Below are 12,030 nucleotides of genomic sequence, written 5' to 3' on the forward strand. Positions count from 1 at the left end.
GGTTCCGCTGGTCCGGGCCGCCGCACCGTCGCGGGGTCCTCCGTCCATCCTTCCACCGGCTCCGTCGCGAGGGGAGGGCCGTCGGTAGAGTCTGGGCGTCATGGCGGGGAGGGCGGGGGAGCGTACGTGCGAGTCGGTGACGTCCTGGACGGCCGGTACCTGCTGACGGAGAAGCTCGGGCAGGGCGGCTTCGGGGTGGTGTGGCGGGCCGAGGACACCCGGATGGAGCGCGAGGTGGCGGTCAAGGTCATCGGGCACCACGACGGCGACCGGGCGAAGGCGGCGCTGCGGTTCGTCCGGGAGGCGCACGCGGCGGGCCAGCTCTCCCATCCGCACATCGTCACCGTGCACGACCTCGGCCAGTGCGGTGGCGGTGACGAGCAGGAGGTCACCTTCCTGGTGATGGAGCTGCTCGTCGGCCGCACCCTGACCCAGGTGCTGCGGGACGGCCTGCCGGAGCCGGAGCAGAGCCTGCGCTGGGGACAGCGGATCTGCGAGGCGCTGGCGGCGGCGCACGACGCGGGCATGGTGCACCGGGACATCAAGCCGGACAACGTGATGATCACCGAAGCCGGGCAGCTCAAGGTGCTGGACTTCGGCATCGCCCAACTGGACACCGGCACAGGAGGGTTGACCACCGTCGGGACGGTCGTCGGCAGCCCGGCGTACATGGCGCCGGAGCGGTGGAGCGGCGACCGGGTGGACGGCCGGGCCGACCTGTACGCGGTGGGCTGCCTGCTGGTCGAACTCTGTACCGGGACGAGCCCGTTCGCCGGGAACTCGACGCCCGTCCTGATGTACCAGCACCTCAACGAGGTGCCCCCGGCGCTGGACGCGGGCCGGTACGGGCTGCCGCCGCACCTGCCCGCCCTGGTCGCGGAGCTGCTGGCCAAGGACCCGGCGGACCGGCCGGCCGACGCCCGGACGGTCGCCCGGCGGCTCGCGGACCTGGCCGACGGGAAGGAGCCGCCCGCGCCCGTGAAGGTCGTGCGGCCCGCGCGGTCCGCCCGGCGGGCGCCCGTCCGGCCCCGGGGGCTGACCAGGAGCCCGAAGGAGCCGAACCTGCGGCCGGTGGGACGGCCCGCGCTGCGGTACCCCGATCCCCCGCCGCCCGCCCGGGCCGCCCCGCCCTCCCCGGTCGAGGACACGGTGGTCGAGGACGCGGCGGCCGTCCGGGGCCGGCTGCTGGAGACCGCCGAGGCCGTGCGGGACGCGCGGCCCGCGGTGGCGGCGCACCGGCTGCGGCCGGTGGTCGACGCCGCCGCGCGGTCGCTCGGCCCGACCGACCCGGAGGTCGTCACCGCCCGGCGGGACCTCGCACGCTACTACGGCCGGGCCGCCCAGCCGGCGCCGGCCGTCCGGCTGCTGGGGGACCTGGCGGAGGACCTGGAGCAGGCCCTCGGCGCGGCCGACCCCCAGGTCCTGGAGGTCCGGTACGAGCTGACCGAGCTGGTCCGCGGAAGTGGCGAGACGGTCACCGCGATCCGGTTGCTGGTCGACCTCCTGCCCGCGCTGAGGGCCGCCTGGGGCCCGCAGGGGCCGCTCGTCCTCCGGGCCGGGCAGGACCTCGCGACCTGCCAGGCCCGGCGGGGCGACTTCCGGGGCGCCGTGCTCCGGCTGACCGACCTGGTGCCCCGCCTGGACGAAGCCTTCGGCGTGACCGACCGGCGCAGCATGCGGGCCCGGGCCGACCTGGCGGAGTGCCGGAAGCGGGCCCGGTTCCAGGGCGGTCCGGCCCGGGCCGTCCGCGCCTGGCGGGTGCGGATCGACCGGGACGAGGCGCTGCGGCTGGTCCGGCTGCTCCGGGCCGGCGACGCCGATCCGCTCGCGGTCCGCGCGCTGGAGCGCGGCACGGGTGCGAAGGGCGTCGCGGAGCGGGTGGCCGCCGCGCCGTTCTTCGTCACGGACGAGGACCTGGTGACGGAGATCCGCGGTTCCTGAGCGGGCTCATGCCGCCAGCGCCGGTGCCGTCGGGAGCGCGGCCAGTGCGCGGAGCAGGGCGCGGGCGGCCGCGTCGTTCTGCCGGAAGCCCGGGGCGTCGGTGCGCGGCCGGGCGAAGGCGGTGGCCGAGCGCAGGCTGGTGTGCGGGCCGAGGGCGGTGCGGCGCGGGTGCGGGGCGCCGCCGAGGGACGGGTCGAGCAGCCGGCTGTCGGCGGGGGCGATGGTCACCAGGCCGGAGCGGTGGGTGTGGTCCGGGTCGGTGACCACCTCCTCGACGATCCGCCCGGCGCGGTGCAGCTCGGCCAGCAGCGGGTCCAGGGTGCGGCCCAGCGCGTGCTTGGGCAGGTACGCCTCGATCAGCGCCGTCGCATCGACCAGGTGGCCGGGCACGGTGGCGCCGGAGGCCCGCCAGCTGCCGCCCGCCTCGTCCCGCTCGATCCGGACGCCCGCGCCGAGGAAGCGCACCACCCCGGCCTCGGAGAGGGCGAGCAGCTGGCGCAGCCGGAAGCCGGGCGGGCCGGAGGCGAGGTAGCTGAAGTAGCCGAAGAACCACTCGTCCACCTCCTCGGCGATCGAGCGGGCGGTGAGCCGGCCGCTCGCGGCGATCCGGGGGAGCTGGCCGAACAGGGAGAGCAGGGCGAGGAAGGCGCCGAGGTCGGCGCTGTGCGCGGGGTCGGCCCGGCGGTCGGCGTCGGCGGCGACGTACCCGCGCAGGTGGGCCTGGAGTTCCTCGGCGGTGCCGAGTTCGAGCCCGGCCAGCGGGTGGTCGAGCCGCTCGAAGTCGATCCGGTCGGCGGGGTCGGGAACGGCTTCGGCGACCAGGGAGGCGAGCTCGGGGGTGTACCAGCCGTGCCGGTCGTACCGGTCGAGGAACTCCGTCCAGGGCAGCGCGGTGCGCCCGGGGTGGGCGTGGAACAGCTCGTGGTAGTGCCCGAAGCCGATCTCCTTGGCCATCAACGGCCAGAAGTCGCGCCGGAGTTCGAGCTGCCCTCCGCGGGCGAGCACGGTGTCCACGGCGGCCGCGTCGAAGTACCGGGGGAGCGGAGCGGGCGGCCCCTGGAGGCGGTAGCCGGTCTTGGAGTGGTACGGGACGCCGCGCCGGGAGCCGAGGTGCAGCACCGGTTCGCGGCCGGAGGGGAGGTAGCGCAGCGCGGGCCCGTCCCCGGTGGGCTCGAAGCGGCCGCCGCGGCCCTCGGTGAGCAGGGCGACCAGGTCCACCGAGGCGAGGCCGAGGCCGCGCAGCACCACCTGCTCGCCGGGGGCGATGCGGGCCAGCTCGGCCGTCACGTCGGCGGAGTAGGCGGGTGGCAGGTGGAAGAGGCCGTGCCGGGCGGCGAACTCGGCGTCGGCGGCGTGGCGCGGGTGCGGGGCGGAGTCGAGGTGGCCGAGGGTGAGGACGACGTGGTCGGCGGTGAGCGTCCGGTCGGTGAGGTGGACGGTCTGCGGGCCGTCGGCCGGGCCGTCGATCCGCCGGACGGTGTCGCGGTGGACGGTGACCGCGATGTGCGGCGGCAGGTCGGCGACGGCGCGGCGGAACACCCAGTCCAGGTAGGCGCTCTGGGCCCGGCGGGTGGGGAAGTCCGTGGGGGCGAGGGTGCGCAGTTCGGCGCGGACGGCCGGGTCGGCGACCTCCCGGTAGGGCGCGAACTCCTCCTGGCGCGGGGCCCATTCGGCGATCGAGGGACCGGGCCGGACCGGTCCTTCGAGGGTGGAGCGCTCGTCGGTGAACATGGTGACGTCCTCGGCCATCGAGTTCATCCGCAGCAGCGGGGACTGGTCGCGGCGCCAGATCCGGCCCGCGCCGGGCGGGTGCGGGTCGACCAGGTGGATCTCCAGCGGCCGGTCTCCGGGCAGGAGTTCGCGGGCGTTGGCGGCGATCCGCTCCAGCAGGCCGGTGCCGCGCGGGCCGGCCCCGACGATCACGACGACGCGGCCTCCGGTGACTCGCCCGCTGTGCTCACTCATGTGACCGCACCACCTTGGCGAAGGCCGCGCGGGCCCGCTGGAGCGGGGTGGGCGGCAGGCCGTCGCGGGTGGCGCCCCGGGCGAAGTGCCGTTCCACGTAGTACTGGCCGATGGACAGAACGGTGGTGACGGCCAGGTACCAGAGGGTGGCGACCACCAGCATCGGGATGACCTGGTACGACTGGAGGTAGACCAGCTGCACCGAGTAGAGCAGGTCGGAGACGGCCAGCACGCTGACGATGCTGGTGCCCTTGAGCGCGCCGATCAGCATGTTCCCGGCGGTCGGCACGATCGCCCGCATCGCCTGCGGGACCACGATCCGGCGCAGCACCCGCCACCGGCCGAGCCCGAGCGCGGCCGCCGCCTCCAGCTGACCGCGGTCCACGGAGAGGATGCCGCCGCGGATCACCTCGGCGGCGTACGCGGTCTCCAGCAGGGTGAGGCCGATGACGGCGGTCAGCGTGGGGCCCATCAGGTTGACGGTCTTCACCGTGACGAACTCGGGGCCGAACGGGATGCCGAGGCCGAGGGTCGGGTAGAGCGCGCCGATGTTGAAGAAGAACAGCAGCTGCACCAGCGGCGGGGTGGAGCGGAACACCCAGATGTAGCCCCAGCTCAGCGTGCGCAGCACCGGGTTGGTGGACAGTCGCATGGTGGCGAGGACGGTGCCGAGCACGAAGCCGAGGGCGAGGGTGACGGCGGTCAGCCAGAGGGTCAGGGTGAGGCCGTTGAGCACGGAGCGGGCGGTGAACCAGTCGGCGACCACGCTCCACTGGAAGGCCTTGTTGTGGATCGCCGAGTTGACGGCCATCGCGGCCAGCAGCAGCGCGACGGCGGCGGCGGCCCACTGGCCGGGCTTGCGGCGGGCGACGATCCGGGCCTCGGCGGCGGGCGGGCCGGCGGGCGGTCTGTCGGAGTGGCCGGGGGCGGCGGGCCGGTCGTGGGCGGGGAGGGCGGGCAGGACGTCCTGCGGGGTGGCCATGGCGGCGGCTCCTGGGCGGAGTGCGGGTGGGAGGAGGTACGGCGGTGGTCACGTACGCGGCGCGGCCCGTGTCCCTCAACACGGCCGACGCATGGCACTGCACTCCGCGTCGATCGTACGCATGCGCGATCGACGGCTGTCAAGGGCGGTCTGGGTGCCCGGCCATCCGCCCGAAACACCTCGGAAACGCGACGGGAGATCGCAACAGTGCGGCAATGAGGGGTGGTTGACGTACCGATCGGCCGACTGCTCAACTTGGGGCCATGTACGTCGAGCAGCCCCTGGTCACCCGCGACCACATCGACTTCGGTCGGGTGTGGTCCGCGGCGTGTCGCGGCTGACCGGACGGCGGGCCGCCCGTCCGGCCTCGATCCCGCTCGGCCCTGATCCCCTCGGGTAGCCCTCCCTCGGCTCACCTCCGGGACGGCTGACGCTCCGTCAAGTCTCCACCGTCTCCGACGGTTCCGCACTGCGCTCCGGCCGCACTCCACCGCTCCCGCCGCCGCGTACCTCCGCCCGCTGCCGCACTCCACCGCTCCCGCTGCCGCGTACCCGCGCCCGGCGGCCGTGGCCCCGCCACGGCCGCCTCCGGCGCTGCCCACCCGAAAGGTCCCGTCATGTCCGCCGAGTTCCTCCGGGTCGCCATCGACGACCCGCTGGCCGAGCCGCTGCTGCGCGAACTCACCCACGAGTACGTCACCCGGTACGGCCCCGAGGGGCGCCAGGAGATGACCCGCTACCCGGGCGAGGCCTTCGCCGAGCCGCACGGCGTGCTGCTGCTCCTGCTGGAGGACGGCGAACCGGTGGCCGGCGGCGCGTACAAGCGGTACGACGAGCACACCGCCGAGGCGAAGCGGGTCTGGACGCACTCCGCGCACCGCCGCCGGGGCCTGGCCCGTCAGGTCCTGGCCGAGCTGGAGCGGACGGCCGCCGCGGCCGGCTACACCCGGCTCTACCTCACCACCGGCCCGCGCCAGCCCGAGGCCAGGGGCCTCTACCTGGCGGCCGGCTACACCCCGTTGTTCGACGTCTCCGCCGATCCGCTGACCATCGACCTGCTGCCCTTCGAGAAGCGACTGCCCGAGCCGCTGTCGTCGCCCGTACCGGCCCCGACCTCCTGAGAGGCCCCCCGTGAGAACCACCACCGTCCGTCGCCGCCTGCTCGCGACCACCGCCCTGCTGCCGGTCCTGGCGCTGGCCGCCTGCGGCTCGGACCCGAAGATCGCGAGTGCGGCGGGGACGGGCGGTCCGGCCGCCACCGAGGACGTCGTCGCCGCCCTCACCACGTCGGAGGCCGCCGCCGCGCTGCTGCCCGAGGAGGTCCGCAAGGCCGGCACGCTGAAGTTCGGCTCCTCCTTCGGCACACCGCCCTCCGCGTTCCACGTCGACCAGGTCGGCAAGAAGCCCGCCGGGATCGACGTGGACTTCACCGACGCGGTGGCCAGGGTGCTCGGCCTGACCGTGCGGCGCGAGGAGGCCGCCTTCGAGACCATCCTGCCCGCGCTGGACAGCGGGAAGTTCGACGTCGGCACCGGCAACTTCGGGGTCACCACGGCCCGGCTGAAGACCATCGACTTCGTCACCTACATCGACGACGGCCAGGGCTTCGCGGTGAAGAAGGACAACACCGCGATCCAGCCGGTCACCGACCTGGTCCAGCTGTGCGGCCTGGTCGTCGGCACCGGCGCCGGCACCACCTTCGAGACCACCCTGAACAACCGGAAGAACGTCTGCACCGACGCCGGGAAGAAGCCGTACGAGGTCAGGGCGTTCAGCGAGAGCGGCGCCCTGCTGGCCGGCCTCCAGCAGGGCCGGGTGGACATCGAGATGTCCACCATCAACGGTCTGCGCCACCAGGCGGCGCAGGAGGCCTCCGGGACCCGCTTCCTCGGCGAGTTCCACCGCCTCGACGTCGGCTTCGCCCTGAAGAAGGGCTCGGCGCTCGCCCCGGCCCTCCAGGCGGCGGTCAACCAGCTGATCAAGGACGGGACGTACGAGCGGATCCTGCGCAAGTGGGGGGTCGCCGAATCGGCGATCAAGGAGTCGCAGATCAGCCCGCCCGAGCACGTCTGACCGCAGGGCCCCCGACCGCCGCCCCGAAGGAGTCCCGATGACCGTCAGCACCGCAGCGCCGCCGGCCCCGTCGAGGCCGGCGGCCGCCCTCGACCTCGACGACCTGGACGGCCTGCCGACCGTCCCCGCCCGGCACCCCTGGCGCTGGGCCGTCGGCGTCGCCGCCGTGGTCGTCCTCGCCCAGTTCGCCCACGGCCTGGCCACCAATCCGGGCTGGGACTGGGCCACCTTCCGGCTCTTCTTCACCGCCGACACCATCCTCCGGGCGATCGGGCGGACGCTCGAACTCACCGCCTACGGCACGGTGCTGGGCTTCCTGCTGGGCGCCGCGGTGGCCGCGATGCGGCTGTCCCGCAGCGCGATCCTGCGGTCCGTCGCCTGGGCGTACGTGTGGGTGTTCCGCTCGATCCCGCTGATCGTCCAGTTGGTGTTCTGGTTCAACCTCTCCTACCTGTACAAGCGGTTCGGGATCGGCATCCCGTTCGGCCCGACCTTCGGCGAGGTGGAGACGGTCGGGGTGCTCGGCGCGCTCGGCGCGGCGGTGCTCGGCCTCGGGCTGCACCAGGCCGCGTTCGCCGCCGAGATCATCCGCGGCGGCGTCGTCGCGGTGGACGCCGGCCAGCGGGAGGCGGCCGCCGCGCTCGGCATCCCGCGCTGGCGCCAGGGCTGGCGGATCGTGCTGCCGCAGGCCATGCGGGGCATCCTGCCGGCCGCCGCCAACGAGGTGGTCTCGCTGCTCAAGGGCACCTCGGTGGTCTACGTGATGGCCATCGGCGAGCTCTTCTACCAGGCCCAGGTCATCTACGGCCGCACCGGCCGGGTGGTGCCGCTGCTGATGGTCGCCACCGTCTGGTACGTGCTGCTGACCACCGTGCTCTCGATCGGCCAGTACTACGTCGAACGCCACTTCGCCCGGGGCGCCGAGCGCACCCCGCCGCCCACCCCGTGGCAGCGCGTCCGGGCCTTCGCCCGGAGCCTGCCGGACCGCACCCGGCCCGCCGCCCGTACCTCCGGAGGACAGTCGTGACCACCCTGACGAAGCCCGAACCCGCCCCGGCCGGCCCCGCCGAAGCGGCCCCGATGGTGCAGGTCCGCGGCCTGCACAAGAGCTTCGGCCGGCTGGAGGTGCTCCGCGGGGTCGACCTGGACGTCCCGGCCGGCTCGGTGACCGTGGTGCTCGGCCCGTCCGGCTCCGGCAAGTCCACCCTGCTGCGGGCGATCAACCACCTGGAGAAGCTGGACCGCGGCCACGTCGCCATCGACGGCGAACTGATCGGCTACCGGCGTTCCGGGGACCGGCTGTACGAGCTCAAGGAGCGCGAGGTGCTGCGCCAGCGCACCGGCATCGGCTTCGTGTTCCAGAACTTCAACCTGTTCCCGCACCTCACCGTGCTGGAGAACCTGGTCGAGGCGCCGGTCGCGGCGCTGCGCCGTCCCAAGGCCGAGGCCAGGGCGACGGCGCTGGCGCTGCTGGAGCGGGTCGGGCTGGCCGACAAGGCCGGCGCCTACCCGCGGCAGCTGTCCGGCGGGCAGCAGCAGCGGGTGGCGATCGCCCGGGCGCTGGCGCTGGAGCCGAAGGTGCTGCTGTTCGACGAGCCCACCTCGGCGCTCGACCCGGAGCTGGTCGGCGAGGTGCTGGACGTCATCAAGGACCTGGCCCGCAGCGGCACCACGATGATCGTGGTCACCCACGAGATCGGCTTCGCCCGGGAGGTGGCCGACACCGTGGTCTTCATGGACGGCGGCGTGGTGGTCGAGCAGGGCCCGCCCGCCGAGGTCCTGGACCGGCCGCGGCACGAGCGCACCCGGGCCTTCCTGGCCAAGGTCCTCTGACCCGCCTTTCCCCAAACCCCCCTTCACCGATGAGGAGTTCCGCCATGTCCGTACCCCGTCGCGCCCTCGTGACCGCCGCCGGCGCGCTCGCCGCCGCCCTCACCCTGGCCGGCTGCGGCAGTGGCGCCACGGGCGCGGCGGCGGAGCTCGCCCCGGGCAGGGGCGGCGGCACCGCGCCGAACGGCACGGTGGTGAACCTGTCGCCGAACCAGAACCGGATCACCACACCCAAGGTCGACGCGATCGCCGCGCTCGTCCCGGAGGAGATCAGACGCAAGGGGGCGCTGAGCGTGGTCGACTCCCTCGGCACCACCCCGCCGCTGGACTTCTACGCCGACGACGACAAGACGATCATCGGCGTCGAGCCGGACCTCGCGGTGCTGATCGGCAACGTGCTGGGCCTCAAGGTCGAGTTCAACCCGGTCTCCTGGGAGAACATCTTCGTCGGCCTGGACAGCGGCAAGTACGACGTGGGCCTGTCCAACATCACCGTCACCGAGGCGCGCAAGGAGAAGTACGACTTCGCCACCTACCGGCTGGACGTCCTGGGCTTCGAGGCCAAGAAGGGCAGCGGGATCAAGGTCACCGGCGCGAAGGACCTCGCGGGCCGGTCGGTCGGCGTCAACAGCGGCACCAACCAGGAGAAGCTGCTGGTCTCCTGGAGCGAGGAGAACGTCAGGAACGGCCTCAAGCCGATCGACATCAAGTACTTCCAGGGCCCGGAGTACTACCTGGCGCTCTCCTCCGGCCGGATCGACGTCTACACCGGCCCCAACCCCAGCCTGGCCTTCCACGCCGTGCAGACCGGCGAGACCGAGGTCGTCGGCACCTACTCCGGCGGCGGTGCGGACGTCCTCGGCAAGATCGCGGCGACCACCAGGAAGGACAACGGGCTGGTCAAGGCGCTGAACGGGGCGATCGACGAGCTGATCAGGAACGGCACGTACGGGCAGGTGCTCAAGCGCTGGGGCCTGGACGGCGAGGCGGTGCCGAACTCCGAGATCAACCCGCCCGGACTGCCCAAGCCCAAGCCGTAGACCGAGCCGTGGCCCCAGCCGGGGGCCGAGCCGTGGGCCGAGGCCGCGGCCCGACCGCGGCCGGGGCCGCCCGCGTTCGTTCACCCGTTCGTCCCCGGCCGCCGCTATGGTGACCCCTCCGACCCGCCCGGCGGCGAACGCCGGGCGGGCGCGGTCGAGTTGGGGGAGGGCATGGAGAAGGGCGAGGTGCTCGGCGGTCGCTTCCGGCTGGAGCGGCGGCTGGGCAAGGGCGGGTTCGGCGTGGTCTGGCGGGCGACCGACACGACCATCGACCGGGAGGTCGCCGTCAAGGTGCTGCTCGCCGAGCACGCCACCGACCGGGAGGCGGTCAGCCGGTTCGTCCGGGAGGCCCGGACGGCGGGCGGCCTCAACAACCCGCACATCGTGACCGTCTACGACTACGGGTGGACCGAGTCCGGCTCCGGGAAGATCCCGTACCTGGTGATGGAGCTGGTCCGCGGCCGGGCGCTGTCCGAGGTGCTCGGGGAGGGACCGCCGGACCACAAGCAGGCGCTGCGCTGGATGCGGCACGTGTGCAAGGCGCTGGACGCCGCGCACCGCTCGGGGATCGTCCACCGGGACATCAAGCCCGAGAACGTGATGATCGCCGACGAGGGGCAGCGGGCCAAGGTGCTGGACTTCGGCATCGCCCGGTTGGTCACCCAGACCGTCCGGCTGACCTCCACCGGCAACGTGGTCGGCACCCTGCCGTACCTGGCGCCCGAGTGCTGGTCCGGCGGCGCGGTGGACGGCCGGGCCGACCTCTACGCGCTCGGCGTCATGCTGTACCAGGTCTGCACCGGCGGCCGCCCGTTCCGCGCCGCCTCGGCCGCCGAGTTCATGTACAAGCACCTGGAGGAGGTCCCGCTCCGGGTCCGCAGCAAGGACCCGGAACTGGCCGACCTGATCGCCCGGCTGCTCGCCAAGCGGCCCGAGCAGCGTCCGGGCAGCGCCGCCGAGGTGCTGGAGCGGCTGCGCGGCATTCGGCCCGGGATGCTGAGCCCGGACGACCCCAGCCCGGAGCAGCTGCGCCGGCGGGCCGACCGGGCCTGGGAGCACGGCAGCGCGGGCGAGGTGGCGGAGGCGGTGGAGATCCTCACCGCGCTCGTCCCCGACTTCGCCCGGATCTGTGGCCCGGACGACCCGCGCACCCTGCGGACCTGCCACGACCTGGCGCTCTGGCTGGCCCGGGACGGCAGCCCGGGCGCCGCCGTCGCCCTGCTGGACGAGCTGGTCCAGGCGCCGGGCGCCACCCCGGAGGCCCGGGCCGACGCCCGGCGCGACCTCGCCCACTGGCAGCGGGAGGTCGTCCGGCTCGGCCCGGGCCGGACACGGGGCCCGGACCTAGACCTGGGCGTGCTGCTCGGCGGCGGCGCGCAGGGCGGCTGAGGCGTCCCGGGCGATCGGGTCGCCGTGCCCGAACACCACCGTCTCCACCGGCAGCGCGGCCAGCCGGTGGAAGGAGGCGAGCGCCCGCGCCGGGTCGGTGTTGAACACCCCCGGCATGGTCCGGCCCTGGACGTTGGCCACCGTGTCCCCGGTGAACAGCACACCGGGGCCGGGCAGGTGCAGCGCGATGCTGCCGTCGGTGTGCCCCGGCACGTGCAGCACCACCGCGCCGCCGCCGATGTCCAGCACGTCGCCGTCCTCGACCTCCCGGTGCACCCGGCAGGGCTCGGCGGGCGGGATCGGCGGCAGGCCGTCCCACAGCTGCTGCTCGAAGGGGCTCAGCACCGGCGGCGCCGCCGGCTGTTCGCGCCGGATGACGGGGGCGTCCAGCCGGTGCGCCACCACCTGGGCGCAGTGCCGCCGGGCGAGCACGGCGGCCGATCCGGTGTGGTCCTCGTGGTGGTGGGTGAGCACGATGCGGCGCAGTGCGGCCGGCTCCTGTCCGGTGGCGCGGATGCCCTGCTCGACGGCGTCGGCCGAGCCGGCGATGCCGGTGTCGACCAGGGTGAGGCCGTGTTCGTCCCGCCAGAGGTAGGCGGCGCCGAACTCCAGTGTGATCATGTGCAATTCGTCGCGTACCCGGATGATCTCCATGCCAGGCATCCTGCGCCCTGCGGCGCCCCGGCACGCCCGCGTTCGCCCTGGGCGTGCGTGCGTCGGCCGCCGGGGGCGGCCGGGGCCGGACGGATCCCGCCCATCGGGACGGTCTGGTCCGGCGCCCGCGGGCATTGGTATACCTCGTTCCCGGAC

The 12,030-nt window shown here is 74.2% G+C and carries 10 protein-coding genes; 7 read left to right on the forward strand and 3 right to left on the reverse strand.

Annotated elements, in window-relative coordinates; translation table 11 throughout:
• The first annotated feature begins 126 nt into the window (after positions 1–126).
• Positions 127–1,941 (forward strand): protein kinase, encoded by a 1,815-nt coding sequence (locus tag ACFRAR_RS10590; RefSeq protein WP_380697004.1) that lies wholly within the window; start codon positions 127–129, stop codon positions 1,939–1,941.
• A gap of 6 nt (positions 1,942–1,947) precedes the next feature.
• On the opposite strand, the gene ACFRAR_RS10595 is transcribed toward ACFRAR_RS10590, so the two are convergent.
• The gene (locus tag ACFRAR_RS10595) at positions 1,948–3,906 is read right to left on the reverse strand and encodes an FAD/NAD(P)-binding protein (protein ID WP_380697006.1); all 1,959 of its coding nucleotides are present in this window, start codon (positions 3,904–3,906) and stop codon (positions 1,948–1,950) included.
• The gene (locus ACFRAR_RS10600) at positions 3,899–4,888 is read right to left on the reverse strand and encodes an amino acid ABC transporter permease (RefSeq protein ID WP_380697008.1); all 990 of its coding nucleotides are present in this window, start codon (positions 4,886–4,888) and stop codon (positions 3,899–3,901) included. Before ACFRAR_RS10600 ends, ACFRAR_RS10595 begins: the two co-directional genes overlap by 8 nt.
• Positions 4,889–5,505: 617 nt before the next feature.
• On the opposite strand from ACFRAR_RS10600, the gene ACFRAR_RS10605 reads away from it, so the two are divergent.
• The 6 genes from ACFRAR_RS10605 to ACFRAR_RS10630 all read left to right on the forward strand — a co-directional run bounded on the left by ACFRAR_RS10605 (position 5,506) and on the right by ACFRAR_RS10630 (position 11,220).
• On the forward strand, positions 5,506–6,009 hold the full coding sequence (locus ACFRAR_RS10605) for a GNAT family N-acetyltransferase (RefSeq protein WP_380697010.1): 504 nt from the start codon (positions 5,506–5,508) through the stop codon (positions 6,007–6,009).
• Positions 6,010–6,019: 10 nt separating this feature from the next.
• Positions 6,020–6,961 (forward strand): ABC transporter substrate-binding protein, encoded by a 942-nt coding sequence (locus ACFRAR_RS10610; RefSeq protein WP_380697012.1) that lies wholly within the window; start codon positions 6,020–6,022, stop codon positions 6,959–6,961.
• Between the two features lie 37 nt (positions 6,962–6,998).
• Positions 6,999–7,988 (forward strand): amino acid ABC transporter permease, encoded by a 990-nt coding sequence (locus ACFRAR_RS10615; protein ID WP_380697014.1) that lies wholly within the window; start codon positions 6,999–7,001, stop codon positions 7,986–7,988.
• A 53-nt stretch (positions 7,989–8,041) separates the two neighbouring features.
• Complete coding sequence (locus ACFRAR_RS10620) at positions 8,042–8,794, forward strand: amino acid ABC transporter ATP-binding protein (RefSeq protein WP_380697104.1); 753 nt, start codon at positions 8,042–8,044, stop codon at positions 8,792–8,794.
• A 44-nt stretch (positions 8,795–8,838) separates the two neighbouring features.
• On the forward strand, positions 8,839–9,831 hold the full coding sequence (locus ACFRAR_RS10625) for an ABC transporter substrate-binding protein (RefSeq protein ID WP_380697016.1): 993 nt from the start codon (positions 8,839–8,841) through the stop codon (positions 9,829–9,831).
• Between the two features lie 171 nt (positions 9,832–10,002).
• Positions 10,003–11,220, forward strand: coding sequence for a protein kinase (locus tag ACFRAR_RS10630; protein WP_380697018.1), 1,218 nt, complete (start codon positions 10,003–10,005; stop codon positions 11,218–11,220).
• Here ACFRAR_RS10630 and ACFRAR_RS10635 read toward each other — a convergent pair.
• The gene (locus tag ACFRAR_RS10635; protein WP_380697020.1) at positions 11,176–11,874 is read right to left on the reverse strand and encodes an MBL fold metallo-hydrolase; all 699 of its coding nucleotides are present in this window, start codon (positions 11,872–11,874) and stop codon (positions 11,176–11,178) included. The genes ACFRAR_RS10630 and ACFRAR_RS10635 overlap by 45 nt on opposite strands.
• Positions 11,875–12,030 lie beyond the last annotated feature (156 nt).

The organism is Kitasatospora sp. NPDC056651 (assembly GCF_042792155.1).
In the GTDB taxonomy this organism is placed as follows: Bacteria; Actinomycetota; Actinomycetes; order Streptomycetales; family Streptomycetaceae; genus Kitasatospora.